The organism is Janthinobacterium foliorum (genome assembly GCF_978021625.1).
Genome location: NZ_CDXDQE010000008.1, coordinates 1 through 21,316, shown reverse-complemented (window position 1 = coordinate 21,316; position 21,316 = coordinate 1). Strand labels below are relative to the sequence as shown.

The following is a 21,316-nucleotide window of genomic DNA, read 5'->3' as shown; positions in this document are numbered from 1 at the left end:
GACCTGGAGCGACATCAAAGAATCACATGGGACGTCACGGCGGCGCGAGAAACCGTCGCGAGCAAGCCCAATGTCGCGTTGAGTAGCGCAGCTGTACCAGGGTACAGCGAGCAACGCCGACGCGAAAGTGGGCTGCGCAGCAGGTTTGTCGCGTCGCCCTCAGCAAGCCGCGTGATTCACCGTGATGACGTGCACGGCCAGGCCCCCCAGCGACGTTTCCTTGTACTTGTCCTGCATGTCCGCGCCCGTCTGGCGCATGGTTTCGATGACTTCGTCGAGGCTGACGAAATGCGTGCCGTCGCCCTGCAGCGCCAGGGAAGCCGCCGTGATGGCTTTCACGGCGCCCATGCCATTGCGCTCGATGCACGGAATCTGCACCAGGCCGCCGATCGGGTCGCACGTCATGCCCAGGTGGTGTTCGATGCCGATTTCGGCCGCGTTCTCGATCTGTTCGTTCGTGCCGCCCAGGGCCGCCACCAGGCCGGCCGCCGCCATGGCGCAGGCCACGCCCACTTCGCCCTGGCACCCCACTTCGGCGCCCGAGATCGAGGCATTGCGCTTGCACAGCATGCCGATGGCAGCCGCCGTCAGCATGAAGCGGCGCACGCCGCCCACCGGATCGCTGGGACGGCAGTCCTCCGCGTAGTAGCGCAGCACGGCCGGGATGATGCCGGCGGCGCCATTCGTCGGCGCCGTGACGACACGCCCGCCGGCCGCGTTTTCCTCGTTGACGGCCATCGCATACAGGCTGACCAGATGCACGGCGTCGTGCGGCAAGTCGTTGGCGCGGTTGTCCGATGCCTTCGCATCCTGCGCCAGGCGCCACAATTTGGCGGCGCGGCGCTTCACGTTCAAGCCGCCCGGCAGGTTGCCCGTCGTGTGCAGGCCGTGCGCGATGCAGTCGCGCATGACGTGCCAGATGCGGTCCAGTCCTTCATTGAGTTCCGCATCGCTGCGCTTGACGCACTCGTTGGCGCGCAGCATTTCTGGAATCGACAGGCCGCTTTCCACGCCGTGCGCCAGCAGCTGGTCCATCGTATCGAAGGGGAAGACGACGCGCGCGCCGGCAGCCGATTCCACGGCCGCTTCCGCCTGCGCCTCGCCCGCTTCGCGGATAAAGCCGCCGCCGATCGAGTAATACACCTTGTCGACCCGGCTGCCGTCGGCCAGCTTCAGGGTGAACAGCATGCCGTTCGGGTGTTCGGGCAGGGATTCGCTCTTGTGCCAGACCAGGCCGGTGGCGGCCGTAAACGGCACCACGTGCGTGCCCAGCAGCGCGATTTCGCCAGCCGCCTCGATGGCGGCCAGCTTGCTGTCGACTTCATCGGGTGCCACATGCTGCGGCGTCTCGCCCATCAGGCCGAGGATGGCCGCCTTGTCCGTGGCATGGCCCACGCCCGTCAGCGCCAGCGAACCGTACAGGGCCACTTCGACGCCCACCACCTGGTCCAGGGGACCGTATTCGACCAGAAAACGCCGCGCCGCCACCATCGGCCCCACCGTGTGGGAGCTCGACGGCCCGATGCCGATCTTGAACAGGTCAAATACGCTCATATCCATGTAGTGTCTCTTTATATTAGTATGTTTTTATAAATGTTCGTGCGCGTTCAAGCCGCCTTGGCGGCGTGCCCCACGTCGACATTGGCCAGCATGTCGGTGACCATCTGTTCGACGCCGATCTGCGCCTTCCAGCCCCAGTCGGCGCTGGCCGTGCTGTCGTCCAGGCTTTGCGGCCAGCTGTCGGCGATGGCCTGGCGGCTGTCCGGCTTGTAGCTGATCTTGAAGTCCGGAACCATGTGCACGATGGCTTTCGCCAGCTGCTCAGGGTTAAACGACACGCCGGCCACGTTGTACGACGAACGGATCTTGATGGCCGCTGCCGGCGCGTCCATCAGTTCGATGGTGGCGCGGATCGCATCGGGCATGTAAATCATCGGCAAGGTGGTGTTCGCATCGAGGAAGCAGTCATAGCGCTCGCCGCGCAAGGCCGCGTGGAAGATGGCGATGGCGTAGTCGGTGGTGCCGCCGCCCGGAGGCGATTTGTAGCTGATGATGCCCGGGTAGCGGATGCTGCGCACGTCTACGCCATACTTGTTGAAGTAGTATTCGCACAGGCGCTCGCCGGCCAGCTTGCTGATGCCGTACATCGAGGTGGGGTCCATCACCGTCATTTGCGGCGTGTTGACCTGCGGCGTGTTCGGGCCGAAGGCGGCGATCGACGACGGCCAGAAGATGCGCAATGGTTTACCCGCCTCGCCGCGTTCGCGCGCCAGCTCCAGGATATTGAGCAAGCCATCCATGTTCAGGCTCCACGCCTTCAATGGCGCCGCTTCGCCCGTTGCCGACAGCATGGCCGCCAGCTGGTACACCTGGGTGATGTTCTCGTCGGCGATGATTTTCGCCAGGCCGTCCTTGTCCAGCACATTGAGCTGCGCATAGCGCTTGGCCTGGTACAGATTGTTCGTGCCGATGTCGCTGGCGATGACATTGTCCGCGCCGTGCTGCAGCGCCAGCGCGCCCACCAGTTCACTACCGATTTGGCCGTTTGCGCCGATGACTAAAATGCGTTCCATCTTCTTATCCTGATTTCTTGTTAATTGGTAGTGGTGGCAGTGGTCAGCAGACCGAGTTCCTTGCCAGCCTGCTCGAAGGCGGCCAGCACCTTGACCAGCTGATCGCGGGTGTGGGCCGCCGACAGCTGCACGCGCACCCTGGCCTGGCCCATCGGCACGACCGGGTAGAAGAAGCCCGTCACCAGCACGCCCAGCTCATACAGGCGGGCGGCGAATTTCTGCGCCACGGGGGCATCGAACAGCATCACGGGAACGACGGGATGCGTGCCCGGCTTGATGGTGAATCCGATGCGCTCGATCTCGCTGCGGAAGAAAGCCGTGTTGTCATGCAGGCGGTCGCGCAGCTCCGTCGACTTGGCCAGGCGCTCGAGCACCGACAGCGAGGCGCCGGCAATCGATGGCGCCAGGGTGTTGGAGAACAGATAGGGGCGCGATTTCTGGCGCAGGGTGTCGATGACTTCCTTGCGCGCCGACGTGAAGCCGCCCATGGCGCCGCCCAGGGCCTTGCCCAGGGTGCCGGTGATGATGTCGATGCGGCCCATCACATTGTGGTGTTCGTGCGTGCCGCGGCCCGTCGCGCCCATGAAGCCGGAAGCGTGGCATTCGTCGATCATCACCAGCGCGCCGTATTTGTCGGCCAGGTCGCAGATCTTGTCGAGCTGCGCGATCGTGCCGTCCATCGAGAACACGCCGTCCGTGACGATGACTTTATGGCGCTTGCCGGCGGCGATGGCCGCCTGCAGCTGCACTTCCAGGTCGGCCATGTCGTTGTGCGCATAGCGGTAGCGGCCAGCCTTGCACAGGCGGATGCCGTCGATGATGGAAGCGTGGTTCAGCGCGTCGGAAATAATGGCGTCGTTTTCATCGAACAACGGCTCGAACACGCCGCCGTTGGCGTCAAATGCCGCCGCGTACAGAATTGTGTCTTCCGTGCCCAGAAAAGCGGAGATGGCCTGCTCCAGCTCCTTATGCACGGTTTGCGTGCCGCAGATGAAGCGCACGGACGACAGGCCGTAGCCATACTTCTGCGTGGCGGCGATGGACGCCTCCTGCGTCTGCACGTCGCCGGACAGGCCCAGGTAGTTGTTCGCACACATATTGATCAGGGTACGGCCATCGTCGCACACCACTTCGGCGCCCTGGCGCGAGGCGATCACGCGCTCGGGCTTGTACAAGCCCTGCTGGCGCAGTTGATCGAGATTCTGTTGCAGACCGCTGAAAAAGGTGTTCTTCGCTTGCTCGCTCATGATATTCCTTGTGTCCCTGATGTAGGCGTGTGGTGTCCGTGTGGTCTCAGCCGCCATAGGGAAAAAGCCGCCGCTTGACCGGTGCGCGCAGTATGCTGTACCGTGAAGCGCTGTTTGAAGTCTACACGTTTCCGTGATTTCCTTCAAAATCCACTATTTCGAACTGAAATTCAATATAGTGGATATTACCCAAGCCTTTTGAACTTTGCAAGCCAACTGCCGATGAAAACCAGCGTTTCGACCAATTCTCCCCCTGAAGTAGGTGCCACCCTGCAACGGCTGCGCCTGGCGCGCGGCCTGACACTGGAGGATCTGTCGCGCATCGCGGGCGTCTCGAAGTCCATGCTGTCGCAAATCGAGCGCGAAAAAGCCAATCCCACCATCGCCATCACGTGGCGCCTGGCCAACGCCCTGGGCGTGCAGATCGGCGAATTGCTGTCCAGCGCGGAAAAAGCCGTGGAAACCATCCGCGTCACGGACGCGCACGAAACCCCCACCCTGCCCGGCGACCACGCCGGCTACGTGCTGCGCATCCTGGGGCCGATGGAACTGGCCGGCAAATATGAATGGTATGAAGTAACGCTGGCGCCGGGCGGCGAACTGGCGTCGCAGCCCCACGATCCGGGCACCACCGAGCATTTGACGGTGATCCACGGCAACCTGGAACTGGAAGTGGGCGCGGCAAAGAAAAAGGTCAAGAATGGCGGCACGGCGCGCTATCCGGCGGACCAGCCGCACACGATACGCAACCTGGGCAAGACCGAGGGCAAGGCGCTGCTGGTGGTGATCCATCGATAACGCGCTCCAGCAGTGCGCAACAAGCCCGTGCCTCCGTGCTAAGATTTTGCAATAAACAAGATCTCCAGGCCTGGATGTCTTCGCAGAGCGTCGCGGCACATCCCGGCTCGTCCAGCACCGTTGCCATGCGCGCGGCATCCAGGCCTCCAACGCTTACACGGAGCCACAGCGATGACCATTTCCGACAGCACCATTACCTTCCACAATAAAAAAGTCGTCGAGTACGACCCCGACCTGCCGTTCGATGCCTCCCGGGACATCGTTTACCGCCTGTCGCTCGAGTACGACGACACGCGCAAGATGGATGAGCTGATCGCCGGCTTCCTCGAGAAGGCCGACAAGAACGCGCTCGAGGCGCTGATCATCGGCATGTGGGGCGACCCGTACGAATCGGGCGCCGACGAAGTGATGGCCGCGCTGATCGCCCAGGCGCCGCAGCTGCCCGCCTTGCGCGCCATTTTCATGGGCGACATGACGTACGAGGAATGCGAAATTTCGTGGATCGTCCAGGGCAGCTACAAGCCCCTGCTGGACGCGTTCCCGCTGCTGGAAGAATTGCGCATCCGTGGCGGCAATGAACTGGTGATCGAACCGTTCGCGCACCAGCACCTGCGCAAGCTGACCATCGAATCGGGTGGCCTCGACCAGAAAATCGCCGAGGCGCTGGCGCAATCGAGCATGCCGAAGCTGGAACACCTGGAACTGTGGCTGGGCACGGACGACTATGGCTTTTCCGGCGACGTGGACCTGTACCGCAAGGTGCTGGCGCAGCTGGCCGTGCCCACGCTGAAGTATCTCGGCCTGCGCGATGCGGAAATCGCCGACGACCTGGCCGTGTGGCTGGCGGAAGAGCCGCTGGTGGCGCAGCTCGACATCCTCGACCTGTCGCTGGGCACCATCGGCGACACGGGCGCCGCGGCGCTGCTGAACGGCAGCCAGCTGGGCAATCTGAAACGCCTGGACCTGTCGCACCATTACATCTCGGAAGAAAACCAGGCGAAGCTGAAGGCATTGCCGTTCGCGGTGGCGCTGGACGACCCGCAGGAAGAGGACGAGGACGACGGCGAAACCTACCGCTATGTCGCCGTGGGCGAGTAAGCATCGAGCAAACGGAGTCTCCTTGGCCTTGCCCCTCACCCTGCTGGCGACTGCCGGCAGCAAGCGCGTGCGCCTGATGCTGGCGGCGCGCGCGCACCTGCGCCTGCCGCCCGCGCAGGTGCTGGAATGGCGCGACTGGCTGGCGCAGCCGGACCTGCTGCCAGTCGCCTTGGGCCAGCCCGGCTGGCTGAAAATCGAGCCGCCCGGCGACGATCCTGCCGCCCATCTGCTGTTGCTGCGTTCCGGCCGCCTGCTGCAGGGCCGCGCGCCCCTGCCCGCGCCCGGCCATGGCGAGCTGCTGGCCATGGATGCGTGGTTTGCCGGTTTTGCGGCCGCCATGGAGCATGTGGGCGCGCAGCTGGCGGCCTTGCCGCACGTGCGCGCCGTCAATGCGCCAGCCGACATCCTCCGCATGACGGACAAGCTGGCATGCCAGCGCCACCTGGCCGCGCACGGCGTGCCCGTGCCACTCATGCTGGGTCCCGTGCAAGGCTACGCGCACTTGCAGGACTTGCTGCGCGAACATGACCTGGACCGCCTCTACCTGAAGCCGCGCTATGGCTCGTCGGCCTCCGGCGTCGTCGCCTACCGCCGCAACCGCGCCGGCCGCCAGCAAGCCACCACCTCGGCCACCTTGCTGCGCGCGCCAGGCGCAACGCGCCTGATGAACAGCAAGCGCATGGCGCGCTACGAAGCCGAAACCGACATCGCGGCCCTCGTCGATGCGCTGGCCGCCCAGCAGCTGTACGCGGAAGCATGGCTGAACAAGCCGCGCCGCGGCGACAGCCATTACGACCTGCGCGTCGTCACTCTGGCCGGCCAGCCCGCGCACCGGGTGGCGCGCATGGGACAACGGATGATGACCAATCTGCACCTCGACAACCGGCGCGGCGACGCGGCGGACTTGCTGGACGATGCCGACATGGCGGCGCTGGAAGCGACGAGCGCTCTGGCTGCGCAAGCCTTCCCGGACAGCCGCGTGGCGGGCTACGACCTGGTGGTGCGCCGCGGCCAGGCCCGCGTGCTGGAAGCGAACGCCTTCGGCGACCTGCTGCCTGGCCTGCTATGGCAAGGCGCCGACACCTATGCGGCGCAACTGGCCCATTTCAACTGACATGCCTGAAAAAAATCCCGACATCCCCGACATGCACGCCATCGTGGGCAGTCACGACATCGTCTTCATCACCCTCGACACCCTGCGCTACGACGTGGCGCAAGCCCTGTACGCAGCGGGCGAACTGCCCGTGCTGGGGCGTTTCCTGCCGCCGGGCGGCTGGGAATGCCGCCACTCGCCCGCCACGTTTACCTACGCGGCGCACCAGGCCTTCTTTGCCGGTTTCCTTCCGACGCCGGCCGCGCCGGGCCGCCATCCGCGCCTGTTCGCCTCGGCCTTCGCGGGCAGCGAAACGACATCACCGCACACTTTCACGTTCGAGCAAGCCGATATTCCCGCCGCGCTGGCCGCGCGCGGCTACCGCACCATCTGCATCGGCGGCGTGGGCTTTTTCAACAAGCAAACCGCTCTGGGCAGCGTGCTGCCGTCGCTGTTCCAGGAAAGTCACTGGAGCGCCGGCATGGGCGTGGCCAGCCGCCACTCGACGCACAAGCAGGTGGCACTGGCCATCGAACGCCTGGCCCTGGACGACGCGCGCAGCTTTTTGTTCATTAACGTGGCCGCCCTGCATACGCCAAACCGCGCCTACCTGCCCGGCTGCCGCAGCGACTGCCTGGACAGCCACGCGGCCGCCCTGCGCTATGTGGACGGTGCGCTGGCGCCCTTGTTCGAGGCCTGTGCCGCGCGCGCGCCCACGTTTGCCATCGTCTGCTCGGACCACGGCAGCGCCTACGGCGAAGACGGCTACCGCGGCCACCGCCTCGCCCACGACAGCGTGTGGCAGGTGCCGTACGCGCATTTTTTCATTGAACCCGATACCGCGGCCTTGCCGCCGCAATCCCAGGAGTCCCCATCGTGAACCCATCCGAACAGCCGGGCACCCTGGCGCAGCGCATGCGCCACACGCCCTACCAGGCCTATTCCTACTCGTATCCGCACAAGGCGGCCTATCGCGCCTTGCAGCAAGCGGCGCCGCTGGCGCCCTTGTGGGCGCAGCAGGACCGCTGCGCCCTGTTCGCGTATATCCATATTCCGTTTTGCGAGATGCGCTGCGGCTTTTGCAACCTGTTCGCCATGGCCCGCCCCAGCGCGGAGATGGTCGAACGCTACGTGCAGCAGGTGCTGGTGCAGATGCGCGCCCTCGACGGCGCGCTGGGCGAACGCCGCTTTGCCCGCTTTGCGCTGGGCGGCGGCACGCCCACGTATCTGTCGCCCGCGCAGCTCGATACCTTGCTGTGCGGCGCGCGCGACATCCTCGGCATCGACTTGCAGCACACGCCGGCCGGCATCGAAGCCTCGCCCGAGACCATCACGGCGGAGCGTCTGGCCGTGTGCCGCGCGCACGGCATCGACCGGGTCAGCCTGGGCATCCAGAGCTTTGCCGCCGGCGAGATGCGCGCCCTGGCCCGCCCCCAGCAAAACGCCACCGTGCATCACGCCATCGGCCTGATACGCGCGGCCGGCTTTCCCACCCTGAACCTGGACCTGATCTACGGCATCGCGGGGCAGACCGTGGCCAGCCTGCTGGCCTCCATCGACAGCGCGCTGGCCTTCCGTCCCGAGGAAATCTACCTGTATCCGCTGTACGTGCGCGAGCAAACGGGTCTCGGCAAGATCGCGCGTCGCAAAGGCGCCGAGACGCTGAACCCCATCCTGCTGGCGCAGGACGGCGACAGCAGGCTGTCCCTGTACGCGGCGGCGCGCGACCATTTGCGCGCGCTTGGCTACGAGCAGGTCTCGATGCGCATGTTCCGCGCGCCCCACGCGCCGGAACAGAACGGCCCGTCGTACTGCTGCCAGAACGACGGCATGGTGGGCCTGGGCGCGGGCGCCCGCTCGTATACCTCGCGCCTGCATTATTCGAGCCAGTACGCGGTGGCGCGCACGGACACCATCAATATCATCGACCACTATCTGGCGCTGGACGAAGAACGCTTCGCGCACGCGGAACACGGCTACGTGCTGGACGAGGAAGAGCAGCGCCGCCGCTACGTGATCCAGTCGCTGCTGACGCAACCGGGCCTGGACCGCGACGCCTACGCGGCGCGCTTCGGCACGCGCTGCGAAGCGGACTTGCCGCAGCTGGCCGAGCTGCACGCGCTGGAACTGGTGGAAGAGGATGGCCCGTTGCTGCGCCTGAACGACCGCGGCTACAGCTACGCCGACACCATCGGCCCGTGGCTGGCGTCAAGCAAGGTGCGCGCGCTGATGGCCGAAGGCGGCCAGGCGTGCTGACAGCACCTCCCGGCCTCGCGCAGGCGGGCACGTTGTCCCTGCTGTACCGCGGCACCTTGGCCAGCTGCAACTACGCCTGCGGCTACTGCCCGTTTGCCAAGAAGCGCGACAGCCGCGCCGCGCTGGCCCGCGACGCGCGCGAAGTGGCGCGTTTTACCGACTGGATAGCGGCGCAGGAGCGGGACATCGGCGTGCTGTTCACGCCCTGGGGCGAAGCGCTGGTGCGGCGCCACTACCGCGCGGCCATGCAAGCGCTGGCCGCACTGCCGCACGTACGCCAGGTGGCGCTGCAGACGAATCTGTCCGGCCCATTGAGCTGGCTCGATGGCATGGATGGACTGGAAAAGATCGGCCTGTGGTGCACCTACCATCCGGACCAGACGACACTGGCCCGCTTTGTCGAACGCTGCGCGCGCCTCGACGCCATGGGCGTGCGCTATTCCGTCGGCGTCGTCGCCATGCAGGAACACCTGGACGCCATCGGCGCCCTGCGCGCGGCGCTGCCCAGCCACGTGTACCTGTGGCTGAACGCCTACGACCGGCGCGGCCCCGGCTACTACAGCGGGGAAACCCTGGCCGCACTGGACGCCATCGACCCGTGGTTCGCGCAAAGCCGCCGGCCTTCCCCATCGCGCGGCAAACCGTGCCTGGCGGGCGAAGCATCGCTGTCCGTCGATGGCGATGGCGAACTGGCGCGCTGCCATTTCGTGCCGGAGCGGCTGGGGAATCTGTATGAGGATGATCTGGCGGACATGCTGCAGGAACGCGCCTGCCCGCGCTTCAAGTGCGACTGCTACATCGGCTATGCGCAGCGCAAGGATTTGCCGTTTCAGGCGGTGTTTGGGGAGGGAGTGCTGGCGAGGATTACGGAGGTAGGTCGGAGTGGGTCGGATTAGCGGCGGCAGGCCGCGTAATCCGACACATTGTTGGCGCAGGCGGTGTCGGATTACGCGCTGCGCGCTAATCCGACCTACCGCCTACCGGCTTACTGCGCCGCCACCTTGGCCGCTTCCGCAGGCACCGCTGGCGTCATCTTCAGCGAACGGCTGAGGAAGCCCCAGCGATCCGCCACTTCCTCGATCTGCTTGGTGGTCGGCTTGCCGGCACCATGGCCCGCCTTGCTGTCGATGCGGATCAGCACGGGCGCCGCGCCGCCTTGCGCTGCCTGGGCGGCGGCGGCGAACTTGAAGCTGTGCGCCGGCACGACGCGGTCGTCATGGTCGGCCGTGGTGATCATGGTGGCCGGATAGCAGCCGCCCGCCTTCAGGTTGTGCAGTGGCGAGTACTTCACCAGCGCCTTGAACTGCTCCGCATCGTCCGACGAGCCGTAGTCAGGCACCCAGCCCCAGCCCACGGTGAACTTGTGGAAGCGCAGCATGTCGAGCACGCCCACTTGCGGAATCGCCGCGGCGAACAGGTCCGGACGCTGCGTCATGGCCGCGCCCACCAGCAGGCCGCCATTGCTGCCGCCGCCGATGGCCAGCTTGGAGGGCGAGGTGACCTTGTTGTCCACCAGCCATTCGGCTGCGCCTATGAAGTCGTCGAACACGTTTTGCTTGTTCAGCTTGGTGCCAGCCTGATGCCAGGCTTCGCCGTATTCGCCGCCGCCGCGCAGGTTGGCCATCACGTAGACGCCGCCCATTTCCACCCAGGCCAGATTCGCCACGGAGAAGCTCGGCGTGAGCGAAATATTGAAGCCGCCATAGCCGTACAGATAGGTCGGGTTGGAACCGTCGAGCTTCATGCCTTTTTTCGAGACGATGAACATCGGCACCTTGGTGCCGTCGCGGCTGGTGAAGAATTGCTGGCGCGTTTCAAAGGCGTCCGGATCGAAATCGACCTTTGGCTGGCGGTACACCGTGCTCTTGCCCGATTTCATGTCGTAGCGGTAGATGGTGGCGGGCGTCGTAAAACTGGTAAACGAGTAGAACGTTTCCGTGTCGCCACGCTTGCCCGCAAACCCGCCGGCCGAACCGATGCCCGGCAAGGCCACTTCGCGCACCAGCTTGCCCTTCAGGTCGACGATCTTGATCTGCGTTTGCGCATCCTTGAGGTAGTCGAGCACCAGCTGGTTGTTGATCAGGTTGACGGCGACCAGGGTTTCCGCGCTTTGCGGCACGATTTCCTTCCAGTCGGAGGGCAGCGGCTTGCGCGTATCGATGGCGATCACGCGCGATTTCGGCGCCTTGTTATCCGTCTTGAAGAAGAACACGGGGCCGTCATTGTCGATGAATGCGTACGACGCGTCGAATTCTTCCAGCAAGCCCACCACCTTGGCATTCTTCTGGCGCAAGTCCTTGTAGAAGACGCGGTTCTTGCGTTCCGTGCCTTGCGTGGCCGTGATGATCAGGTAATTGCCGTCATCGCTGACGGTGCTGCCGCCGAACGCCCATTCCTTCTGGTCGGGACGGTCGAAGACCAGCACGTCGTCGCTTTGCGGCGTGCCGATCTTGTGGAAATACAATTTCTGGAAGTAATTGATATCGGCCAGCTTGGTTGCTTCGTTCGGCGCGTCATAGCGGCTGTAGAAGAAGCCCGTGTTGTCCTTGGTCCACGAGGCGCCGGAGAACTTGGCCCACTTGATATGGTCCGTCAAATCCTTGCCCGTTTCGATGTCGCGCACTTTCCACTCGTTCCAGTCGGAACCGGAAGCGGCCGTGGCGTAGGCCAGGTATTTGCCATTCGGGCTGATCGAGGTACCGGCCAAGGCCACCGTGCCGTCGGAAGACAGGGTGTTCGGGTCGAGCAGCAAACGGGGCTCGTCCGCCAGTTTTTTTACCGTGTACAGCACGGCCTGGTTTTGCAAGCCATCGTTGCGGCTGTAAAAGTAGCGGCCGCCCTGCTTGGTTGGCGTAGAGAAACGCTCATAGTTCCACAGCTTCGTCAGGCGCTGCTTGATCGCTTCGCGCTCGGGAATGGTGCCCAGGTACGCTTGCGTCAGCTTGTTTTGCGCCGCCACCCACTCGCCCGTTTCAGCGCTGTTGGCGTCTTCCAGCCAGCGGTAGGGGTCGAGGATGGTGGTGCCGAAATAGCTGTCCTGCTGGTCGACTTTTTTGCTGACCGGATACGTCACGGGCGCGCCGTCGCCGGCAGGGCAAGCAGGAACGGGCGCAGTTTGCGCGATGGCGTTGCCACCGAATGCGGCCAGCAAGCTGAGTATGAGGGTTGCACTACGTAATTGCATGGGTTGTTTGTCTCATTGTTGGATGTCGGGGAAGCAGACCGCTCTAGCAAACTCTGCGGCTGCCTATGTTGACTTTCGCCAAGAGAAATCATAGCGCGGATCGGCACTTTTAATGCACAGTTATCCGCTGAATTTGCCGTTTTTTGTTTGGGCAATTCACGGAAATCGCCGTGGTAAATCGCGTTTTTGAGGAGAATCGGCAAACTGACGGTCAGGCAAGAAACATTGTCAAAAGCAAATACATTTCATCAAGCCGTCATAAATCTTCTTTACTATCGGCAACATGTTCATGGCCCGTCCAGAGGCCGTGCCGCCAGATCCCCCTATGCACACTCTCGCCCTCCCCACCGCCACCTCCGCGCCCGCCGCCGCGACGCCATCGAACGTGGCGTACCTGAAGCCGCCAGCGGCCGCCATGACCATCGAAGGGACGGATGCCTTGCACGAGATCCTGGCCGGCCGCAAGCTCAGCGCCCTGTTCCAGCCCATCATCCACATGCAGAGCGGCGAGATCATCGGCTACGAAGGCCTGATACGGGGGCCATCGGACAGCCCCCTGCATGCACCGATGAACCTGTTCAAGGTGGCGCGCGCGAACGACCTGACCCTGGAAGTGGAACACCTGTGCCGCCAGGTGGTGCTGGAACGCTTTGCCGAACTGCAGCTGCCGGGCAAGCTGTTCCTCAATGTCAGCCCTGAATGCCTGCTGCTGCGCAATGCGCGCCATGGCGAGACCCTGGAATACATCGAGCACATCGGCATCAATCCGGACCGCGTCATCATCGAGCTGACGGAAAACCAGCCCACCTACGACTACGAGCTGATGCGCGAGGCGGTGCTGCATTACCGTAACATGGGTTTCCAGATCGCCATCGACGACCTGGGTGAAGGCTTTTCCAGCCTGCGCCTGTGGTCGGAACTGCGGCCCGAGTACGTCAAAATCGACATGCATTTTATCCAGGGCATCAACAATGACCCCGTAAAGCTGCAATTCGTGCGTTCGATCCAGGAAATCGCGGAGAAATCCGGCACCCTGGTGATTGCCGAGGGCATCGAGGCGCAGACGGAACTGCTGGTGCTGCGCGACCTGGGCGTGGCCTTCGGGCAAGGTTATCACCTGGGCCGGCCCAACATGGTGCCGGCGCGCGCCTTGCCGGCGGAAGTGGTGCAGGCGCTGGGACGCAACGGCGTGGCCGTGTATCCGCAGCGCAGCAGCCTGGAAAAGAATGGCGCCAGCATCCGCAAGCTGCTGCACCGGGTGGCGGCCGTGTCGCCGCAACTGAACAATAACGAGGTGTACGACATTTTCCTGAAGGAACCGAAGCTGATGATCATTCCCGTCGTCGACAACGGCGTGCCGCTGGGCCTGATCAGCCGCTTCGAGATGATCGACCACTTCGCCCGCCCCTATCAGCGCGAACTGTACGGCAAGAAATCCTGCAGCCTGTTCATGGATGCCAATCCCCTCATCGCCGACCACGAGACAAGCTTGCAGGAACTCAGCTACACCATGGTGCAGTCGGATGCCCACCATTTGTTCAACGGCTTCATCATTACTGAACACGGCCGCTACCTGGGCATGGGCACGGGCCATGACCTGATGCGCGAAATCACGCAGATGCAGATCAATGCGGCCCGCTACGCGAATCCCCTGACGCAGCTGCCCGGTAACGTGCCCATCAACGAACATATCGATCGCCTGCTGCACAGCGGCAGCCGCTTCTGGGTCTGCTATTGCGACCTCGACCACTTCAAGCCATTCAACGATGTATACGGCTACCGCAAGGGCGACGACGTGATCCAGCTGACGGGGGAGATCCTCAGCAGCCATTGCGACCCGAACCGCGACTTCATCGGCCATATCGGCGGCGACGATTTCATGATCCTGTTCCAGAGCGAGGATTGGGAAGTGCGCTGCCAGGCCATGCTCGACGACTTTTCGTCCGCCATCCTCGCCTATTACAGCACGGGCGACTGCGAACGAGGCGGCTACATCAGTGAAGACCGGCAGGGCAAGAAAGTGTTTTACTCGCTGATCAGCCTGTCGCTGGGCGTCATCAAGGTCGAGGCGCACCAGTATTACACGCACCATCAAATCGCCACGCGGGCGGCGGAAGCAAAAAAGCAGGCCAAGAAAATCCACGGCAACAGCCTGTTCCTCGACCGCCGCCAGGGCACGGGCGTGGCGCGCCTGGATGCATAGGCAGGCCGGATACGCGCAACGATGACTAGATGCGCACCAGCGCGTCAAACGCATTGCTGCCACGCGCGTCCGGCAGCAATGCCAGGCTGATGCGCGCGCCATCGCGCCGCGCCTGCACGCGATAGCTGCCCGCGGGCAGGTCCAGAAACAGGCCGCCGCAAGCCGCGTCCGGCTCCAGGCCGCCGCCCGTCACGTCTTCCCCAGCACCGATATAGACGCGGCCCGAGAGCACGGCCAGGTGCACGCTCGCGTGTGGCTCGGCAAGTTCGTCCTGCAGCGTGATCTCGTATGCGCCATCGCCGCCCACGTTGAAAAATGCCGCCAGGCCCGCATTCACGGCCGCCAGCTCCGCGCAGGGGACGCTCCACCAGTCGCAGCCGTCGTCCAGCTTGTGGCGCAAGCGGGCCGGGTCGAACACGCACAGGGTGGCCGTGCCGGTCACCAGCGTGACGACCTTGCCCGCATTCATGCTACCAGCGGCGCCGGTCCCAGCAACGGCTGGCTGGCGACATAGGCAGTGCCGGCGCCGGCCTCCCAAGGGAAATACCCATCGCGCGACGGCCAGACGATCTGGTACAAAGTAAAATCATTGCCCTGGTAATACCAGCGCGCATAGCCGACATGGTCGCGGTATTGCGCTTCCGGCACGCGCACGAAAGCGCACTGATGGCCTTGCAGCAAAGCATCCGTGGTGGCCGTGAAGTCCGTGATGGCGCCGCTGCGCGCGGCATCGAGCGCCACGTCGAGTATGCTGTGGGCCATCGCTTGCGGCAAACCCATGATGAGAAATTCCGGCACGCCAAAGCTGTGGCATGCGCCTATCGTGAAACTATAGCCGGGCCCCTCGTCATCGCCGGCGATATGCACGCCGTGCCAGCCATGTGTCGCGATATCATCGATAACTTTTTGTTCGGATGCATCTTCGCCTGCCTGCCTTGCCATCGCGCCCCTTTCCTTATCCCACATGAAAAACATGCCAACGCAAGGCATGCCGAGGTGCAATTATCGCATGTGCTGGCAGGCACGGCAGGACGGGAAGCGCTAGGCGCGCGGCGGCACCGCCAGCCCGTGGGCCAGGCGCCATTGCCGCATCAATTCACGGGCTTGCTGCAATTGCCCGGGCGCCAGCTTGCCGCCGCTGGCCTCGCGCGCGCCGGCGGCCGTGCCGTCGCCGGCTTCCGCCGCCAGCGCCAGCCACATGTAGGCGCGCACGGCATCCTTCTCCACGCCGCGCCCGCCGTTGTACATGCCTCCCAGGTTGTACTGGGCCAGCGCATGGCCCTGCTCGGCGGCGCGCGCATACCAATGCACGGCCAGGCCGTCGTCCTGCGGCACGCCATGGCCGTTCGCATACATGACGCCCAGGTTATTTTGCGCGCTGGCATCACCCTGCTCGGCCGCCGTGCGGTACCAGTGCACAGCGCACACTTCGTCGCGGGCCACGCCATGACCATTGGCATACATCACGCCCAGGTTGAACTGCGCGTTTGCCGCCCCCTGGGCCGCCGCCTTCGCGTACCAATCGAGCGCCTGGCGCAAATCGCGGGCAATGCCACGCCCTCCCGCGTACATGCCGCCCAGGTTGTATTGCGCCATGCAGTGCCCCTGCAGGGCGGCGCGGCGGTACCAGGCCACGGCGCGCGCGTCATCGCGGTCCACGCCCTGCCCGCGCGCCAGCATCACGCCCAGGTTGAACTGGGCATCCATGTCATCCTGTTCGGCCGCGCGCTGCAGCCAGGCGTAGGCGCGCAACTGGTCCGGCGCCACGCCCAGGCCTTCCGCATACGCCACGCCCAATTGGCGCTGCGCCACGGCCAGGCCCTGGGCAGCGGCCTGGCGAAACCAGGCCAGCGCCTGCGTATCGCTCTGCACCACGCCCTGGCCCCGCTTGTAGACGAGACCCAGGTTCAGCTGCGCCTGCGCATCGCCCTGCAGGGCGGCCTTGCGGAACCAGGCCAGGGCCAGCGCATCGTTCTTCTTCGCTCCCAGTCCCTGCGCATACGCTTCGCCCAGCAGCGATTGCGCGCTGGCCACGCCCTGCTCGGACGCGCGGTAGAACCAGGCCAGGGCCAGTTCGTCGCTTTGCAGCACGCCCCGCCCCTTGCGGTACATCTGCCCCAGGTTTTGCTGGGCCGACGCATCGCCCTGCGCTGCCGCGCGCCGGAACCACAGCACCGCCTCTTCGTCGCTCTGCGCCACGCCGCGGCCATGGTAATACAGGGCGCCCAGATGATTTTGCGCAAAGGCCAGCCCCTGCAGGGCCGCCAGGCGCAGCCAGACAAAGGCGCGCGCATCGTCGTGCGCGACACCTTCCCCCTTCTTGTACATCAATCCCAGGTTGAATTGAGCATAGGCATTGCCCTGTTCGGCAGCCGTGCGGAACCAGATATACGCCTGGTGGCTATCTCTGGCAGTATGGTGCTTGTCCATGTGCGCCCCCATCCACATTGCGCTTGCCGGCAGCGCGCGCAAAACGGCGGCCCAGGGCGGCGAAATCGTGTGTTGCTTAAATTTTAAATTCGATGCGGGGAAAGGGCTTGAGCGAACTCAAAGGAAATAACAAAATTACATCGTTTTGATGAGCCCGCTTCAGCGCGAAGCGGGCTGTTGCGCGTCAGAATTGGCGCGCGGCAAGCATTGACGGACGCTCAGCGGCGCGACGGGTGTTTCTGCAGGAATTGCGGCACCTTGGCCGCCGCCAGCTTGTTCAGCGAGACGAGCAAGTCCGCGTCGACGTCGGCGATGCCATAGTTGCTGCGCAAATGGCGCCCGATATGGATCAGCACTTGCGCCGCCACTTCCGCATCGGACTCGGCCCTGTGGGCGGCGCTTTTGAAGGCGATGCCCAGCTGGCTCGACAACAGCCCCAGCTTGTAGCTGGACATGCCGGGAAACACGCGGCGCGACAGTTTCAGCGAGCACACGAGCGCCTCGTGCGCGGGCGCCAGGTTCAGACGGGCGCTTTCCGCGCGCAGGAACTTTTCATCGAAACTGGCATTGTGCGCCGACAAGGCATCGCTGCCGATAAAGTCCAGCAACTGCGGCACCACCTCGGCCACGGGCGGCGCCTGGTCCACCATCGCCTGCGTGATGCCCGTCAAGCCCGTGATGAACGAGGGAATGCGCGCATTGCAGTTGATCAGGGTCACGAAGCGGTCCGTGATCTGCCCGCCCTCGATGCGCAGCGCCGCCACCTCCGTGATGCGGTCGCCCATGTCGGGAGATAAGCCGGTCGTCTCGAAGTCGATCATGACGATCGGTTTGTCAAACACATGCATGGGGTGCTCTTTCGTGGGTGCAACGATAAGTGTCTCGATAAAATGCGCAGGAGCAGGCGCCGCGTTGCAGGACCATACACTAGCACGGCGACAAGCCAGGCGGCAAGGCTACGCCGCCAGGCGCGCGCCTTGCCCAGCCATCAACCGAACTTGCGCACGGCATCCAGCGCCAATCCCGCGCCGATGCTGCCAAACAAGTCGCCTTCGACCTTGCGCGCCGCCGGCACCAGGGCCGCGATTTTTTCGCGCAGCAAACGCACGCCGCTCGAGCCACCCGTGAAGAACACGGTATCGACGTCTTCCGGCGCCACGCCCGCGTCGCGCAGCAGGCGCAGCACGGTTTCTTCCACGGAACCGCACAGATGGCCGATGGCCTCGTCGAATTGCGTCCGCTTCAGCAGCAGGCTTTGCGCGGGCGACAGGCGGTCCAGCTCCAGCTGCACTTCGGCCGCGTCGGACAGGGCGATCTTGCCCTCTTCCACTTTCATGGCCAGCCAGTGGCCGGCGCGCTCGTCGATCAGCGTTTGCAGGCGTTTCACTTTGTCTTGCTCGCGCGCATCGCGGCACACGTCTGCCAGCTGCACCCAGATCTTCTTGGTGTAAGCCAGGTTGATGGTATGCCAGGTGGCCAGGTTGAAATAATAGCTGGAGGGGACCTCGCTATTGTTGTGCAGGCGGCTGCCGTAGCCGAGCAGCGGCATGACGGAAGACAGGCTCAGGTATTTATCGAAGTCCGTGCCGCCGATGTGCACGCCGCCGGTGGCGAGGATGTCCTCGCGCCGCTCCGTCTTTTTCGCCCGCTCGGGCGACAGGCGCACCAGCGAAAAGTCGGACGTGCCGCCGCCGATGTCGGCGATCAGTACCAGCTCTTCCTTGCTGATCTGCGACTCGTAGTCGAACGCGGCGGCGATCGGCTCGAACTGGAAGGCCACATCCTTGAAGCCGACGGAACGAGCCACTTCGGCCAGCGTGTCCTGCGCCAGCTGGTCGGCTTGCGCATTGTCGTCGATAAAGAAGACGGGGCGGCCAAACACGGCGGACGAGAATTCGCGGCCGGCGGACTGCTCGGCGCGGCGTTTCACTTCGCCGATGAATTGTGCCAGCAGCATGCGGAACGGCAGCGCGCGGCCGCCCACTTCCGTCTGGCCATCGATGAGACTGGTGCCCAGCAGGCTTTTCAGCGAGCGCATCAGGCGCCCTTCATAGCCGGCCAGATAACCGGCCAGCGCCGCGCGGCCAAAACTGACTTCCTCGTCTTCCGCATTGAAGAAGACGACGGATGGTAAGGTGGTCTTGCCATCTTCCAGGCCGAGCATGGTGCTCTGCCCGGGACGTGCCCAGCCTACCGTGGAATTTGACGTGCCGAAATCGACGCCGCATGCATTGGCCATGTCGACCCTTCCCTGAATAAAGGGGCGTTATGTTATCAGAAGGCACGCGGTTGCACTAGACATATATGCGTACGATGGCCGTCAACGGAGGAAGGCGGCGGCAAGTTTTCCCACCGGCAATCAACGGCTAGCCCTGGCGGCCAGACGTCGCCACCTGGCGACCACTTGGCGCCGGCGCACGCAGCGGCGCGCCCGACAGGCATACCAGTTGCCAATTCATCATATTTTTTGCAACATGAATAAGAAAACAGTCTTGCCACATGGCAATCTTTTACGCTATGCTCATCTTTCCCATCCAGGCCGCCACAAGCGGCCGGGCCTGCAGGAATACTTTGAGACAGCTTGCTTGCCAGACCAATATGCGAAAAAAGAATCCTGTCGCGCGCAACCCCGGCACCGCTCCCGTCGCACGCAGCCTGCCCGCCGCCGGACGCCGCGTGACCTCGTATGACGTGGCCCTGCTGGCCGGCGTGTCGCAATCGGCCGTCTCGCGCTGCTTCAAGCCGGGCGCCAGCGTATCGCAAGCCACGCATGCCAAGGTCATGCAGGCGGCCATCAGCCTCGACTACATTCCCAACGCGGCCGCGCGCAGCCTGATCACGCGCCGCTCGAACCTGGTGGCCGTCATCATTTCCAACCTGGCCAACCTGTATTATCCGCAAGTACTGTCCGACCTGAGCCAGCAAATCGCCCGCCAGGGCAAGCGCCTGCTGCTGTTCACGCTGGAGCGCGAAGCCGATATCGGCAAGGTGCTCGGCGACGTGTGGCAGTACCAGGTCGATGGGGCCATCGTGGCGGCCGGCCTGTCCGACGAACAGATGGCCGAGTTCGCCCGGCGCGAGGTACCGCTGGTGCTGTTCAACCGCAGCCCGCGCGAGCACGCCGTGCATGCCGTGCTGTGCGACCAGGCAGAAGCGGCACGCCTGCTCGTGTCGCGGCTGGCGGAGGCGGGCCACCGCCAGTTCGCCATCATCGACGGCCCCGGCGACTCGGCCGTGGCACAGGAACGCAAGGCGGGCGTGCTGGACCGCCTGCTGAGCCTGGGCTTGCCCGCGCCCATCGTCGTCAGCGGCAATTACGATTACGCCAGCGGCGGCTGCGGCTTGCGCAAGGTCATCGACCGCCTGGGCCGCGTGCCGGACGCCGTCATCTGCGGCAACGACATCATGGCCATCGGCTGTCTGGACACGGCGCGCCACCAGATGGGCATCCAGGTGCCGCTGCAAATGTCGGTGGCCGGCTTCGATGCGCTGGAAGCGTCCGGTTGGCTCAGCTACGACATCACCACCCTGCGCCAGCCCGTGCAAAAGATGGCCGCCGATGCCGTCGCCATGCTGGGAGAGCTGATGGAGCGGCGCGGCGGCATCGCCGAGCGGCGCCGCTATTGTTCGTACCTGGTGGAAGGAAGCACGGCGCGGCTGACCGCGGAACCTGAATTTGCCAGGCAGCGCTTCGGCATGATGGCGGCCGCCTAGCCATAAAAAAAGGCTATGTCACCGTCAGATGTGGGAATGCGCCCAATGTTGCTTTCAATAACGTTTCTGGTGAGCGGATGCGTCTGGCGTCGAGTATCCAGCGCCATCCCAGGTAGTTTGGCAGGTAGCGCGTCGCCACGCCGTGAAACGCCCTTAACCATTCGCGCAGACGGCTGTGATACGCATTGACGTTCTGCACGTGCGCGGCACCGCGCACGCGGATGCCTGCGTGCACGTTGACGGCCTGGTGGCTGATCCCCGCTGTGCGCGCGAAGGCCCGGTAGGCGGCATGGCCGTCCGTCACCAGCAAGACATCCTTGTCGATGACGGGAGACAAGCAGTCATGCAGCTGCGCCGTCGTCAGCGCGCCTTGTCCGGTGACGAAAGCCAGGGTTTGCCCCGTGCGGTCGCGCGCCACAAGGATGCAGACTTGCGCACTGGAAATGCCACGCTGGCGGGCATGGCCACCCCGGCGGCGCGCCGGACGCGTCAGATGCCGCGCTCCCTTTTGCGATTCCAGCACATACAGTTCGTCGACCTCGGCGATGCCATGCAGGCCATGCGGCCGGTCCGTTTTTGCCAGGGCTAAAAAACGGTGGCGCCAGCGGAACGTGGTGTTGCGGTGCACGCCCAATTGGCTGGCTGCCTGGCGTACCGAGCGGGAATCGAGCAGGCAGTCGGCATAACCGAGCCACAGCGATTTATGCCGCAGGCGAGCCA

At 64.3% G+C, this 21,316-nt stretch carries 18 protein-coding genes; 8 read left to right on the top strand and 10 right to left on the bottom strand.

The features are described 5' to 3' along the window. Positions 1–159: 159 nt before the first annotated feature. The 3 genes from ACZ92H_RS16825 to kbl are packed head-to-tail and all read right to left on the bottom strand — an operon-like array spanning position 160 to position 3,820. Positions 160–1,560 (bottom strand): L-serine ammonia-lyase, encoded by a 1,401-nt coding sequence (locus ACZ92H_RS16825; RefSeq protein WP_131369919.1) that lies wholly within the window; start codon positions 1,558–1,560, stop codon positions 160–162. A 47-nt stretch (positions 1,561–1,607) separates the two neighbouring features. Next, positions 1,608–2,573, bottom strand: a complete 966-nt coding sequence (locus ACZ92H_RS16820; RefSeq protein ID WP_131369922.1) for an NAD-dependent epimerase/dehydratase family protein — start codon at positions 2,571–2,573, stop codon at positions 1,608–1,610. Positions 2,574–2,593: 20 nt separating this feature from the next. Further along, on the bottom strand, positions 2,594–3,820 hold the full coding sequence (gene kbl, locus ACZ92H_RS16815) for a glycine C-acetyltransferase (protein ID WP_465050277.1): 1,227 nt from the start codon (positions 3,818–3,820) through the stop codon (positions 2,594–2,596). Positions 3,821–4,042: 222 nt separating this feature from the next. Between kbl and ACZ92H_RS16810 the strand changes: the two genes are divergently transcribed. The 6 genes from ACZ92H_RS16810 to ACZ92H_RS16785 all read left to right on the top strand — a co-directional run bounded on the left by ACZ92H_RS16810 (position 4,043) and on the right by ACZ92H_RS16785 (position 9,961). After that, the gene (locus ACZ92H_RS16810) at positions 4,043–4,618 is read left to right on the top strand and encodes a helix-turn-helix domain-containing protein (protein WP_092797454.1); all 576 of its coding nucleotides are present in this window, start codon (positions 4,043–4,045) and stop codon (positions 4,616–4,618) included. A gap of 171 nt (positions 4,619–4,789) precedes the next feature. Continuing rightward, positions 4,790–5,716 (top strand): STM4015 family protein, encoded by a 927-nt coding sequence (locus tag ACZ92H_RS16805; protein WP_131369929.1) that lies wholly within the window; start codon positions 4,790–4,792, stop codon positions 5,714–5,716. 22 nt (positions 5,717–5,738) lie between these two features. Continuing rightward, on the top strand, positions 5,739–6,830 hold the full coding sequence (locus ACZ92H_RS16800) for an STM4014 family protein (protein WP_465050276.1): 1,092 nt from the start codon (positions 5,739–5,741) through the stop codon (positions 6,828–6,830). Between the two features lies 1 nt (position 6,831). Next, a complete protein-coding gene (locus ACZ92H_RS16795; RefSeq protein WP_465050275.1) occupies positions 6,832–7,689 on the top strand; it encodes an STM4013/SEN3800 family hydrolase in 858 nt (285 codons plus the stop codon). Beyond that, positions 7,686–9,065: an STM4012 family radical SAM protein gene (locus ACZ92H_RS16790; RefSeq protein ID WP_465050274.1), complete on the top strand. Its 1,380-nt coding sequence runs from the start codon at positions 7,686–7,688 to the stop codon at positions 9,063–9,065. The genes ACZ92H_RS16795 and ACZ92H_RS16790 overlap by 4 nt, the downstream gene beginning before the upstream one ends. After that, positions 9,059–9,961: an STM4011 family radical SAM protein gene (locus ACZ92H_RS16785; protein ID WP_465050273.1), complete on the top strand. Its 903-nt coding sequence runs from the start codon at positions 9,059–9,061 to the stop codon at positions 9,959–9,961. Before ACZ92H_RS16790 ends, ACZ92H_RS16785 begins: the two co-directional genes overlap by 7 nt. An 89-nt stretch (positions 9,962–10,050) precedes the next feature. On the opposite strand, the gene ACZ92H_RS16780 is transcribed toward ACZ92H_RS16785, so the two are convergent. Continuing rightward, positions 10,051–12,249 carry a prolyl oligopeptidase family serine peptidase gene (locus ACZ92H_RS16780; protein ID WP_465050272.1) on the bottom strand — a complete coding sequence of 733 codons (2,199 nt, stop codon included), beginning with the start codon at positions 12,247–12,249 and terminating at the stop codon, positions 10,051–10,053. 415 nt (positions 12,250–12,664) lie between these two features. Between ACZ92H_RS16780 and ACZ92H_RS16775 the strand changes: the two genes are divergently transcribed. Next, the gene (locus tag ACZ92H_RS16775; protein WP_465050474.1) at positions 12,665–14,452 is read left to right on the top strand and encodes a GGDEF domain-containing protein; all 1,788 of its coding nucleotides are present in this window, start codon (positions 12,665–12,667) and stop codon (positions 14,450–14,452) included. Positions 14,453–14,477: 25 nt separating this feature from the next. Here ACZ92H_RS16775 and ACZ92H_RS16770 read toward each other — a convergent pair whose 3' ends face one another. The 5 genes from ACZ92H_RS16770 to ACZ92H_RS16750 all read right to left on the bottom strand — a co-directional run bounded on the left by ACZ92H_RS16770 (position 14,478) and on the right by ACZ92H_RS16750 (position 19,121). After that, positions 14,478–14,921: a DUF6386 family protein gene (locus ACZ92H_RS16770; protein ID WP_465050271.1), complete on the bottom strand. Its 444-nt coding sequence runs from the start codon at positions 14,919–14,921 to the stop codon at positions 14,478–14,480. After that, complete coding sequence (locus tag ACZ92H_RS16765; RefSeq protein WP_131369941.1) at positions 14,918–15,394, bottom strand: DUF4262 domain-containing protein; 477 nt, start codon at positions 15,392–15,394, stop codon at positions 14,918–14,920. The genes ACZ92H_RS16770 and ACZ92H_RS16765 overlap by 4 nt, the downstream gene beginning before the upstream one ends. Before the next feature lie 99 nt (positions 15,395–15,493). Beyond that, positions 15,494–16,882 (bottom strand): tetratricopeptide repeat protein, encoded by a 1,389-nt coding sequence (locus ACZ92H_RS16760; RefSeq protein WP_465050270.1) that lies wholly within the window; start codon positions 16,880–16,882, stop codon positions 15,494–15,496. 218 nt (positions 16,883–17,100) lie between these two features. Beyond that, positions 17,101–17,730, bottom strand: a complete 630-nt coding sequence (locus ACZ92H_RS16755) for a 3'-5' exonuclease (RefSeq protein ID WP_465050269.1) — start codon at positions 17,728–17,730, stop codon at positions 17,101–17,103. A 140-nt stretch (positions 17,731–17,870) separates the two neighbouring features. Beyond that, the gene (locus ACZ92H_RS16750) at positions 17,871–19,121 is read right to left on the bottom strand and encodes an Hsp70 family protein (protein ID WP_131369947.1); all 1,251 of its coding nucleotides are present in this window, start codon (positions 19,119–19,121) and stop codon (positions 17,871–17,873) included. Between the two features lie 359 nt (positions 19,122–19,480). Here ACZ92H_RS16750 and ACZ92H_RS16745 point away from each other — a divergent pair, with 359 nt between their 5' ends. Then, entirely contained in the window at positions 19,481–20,596 is a 1,116-nt protein-coding gene (locus ACZ92H_RS16745) for a LacI family DNA-binding transcriptional regulator (RefSeq protein WP_465050268.1), read from the top strand. A gap of 13 nt (positions 20,597–20,609) precedes the next feature. Here the strand turns inward: ACZ92H_RS16745 and ACZ92H_RS16740 are convergent. Next, a partial coding sequence (locus tag ACZ92H_RS16740) for an IS1595 family transposase (RefSeq protein WP_465052361.1) occupies positions 20,610–21,316 on the bottom strand: 707 nt, incomplete at its 5' end.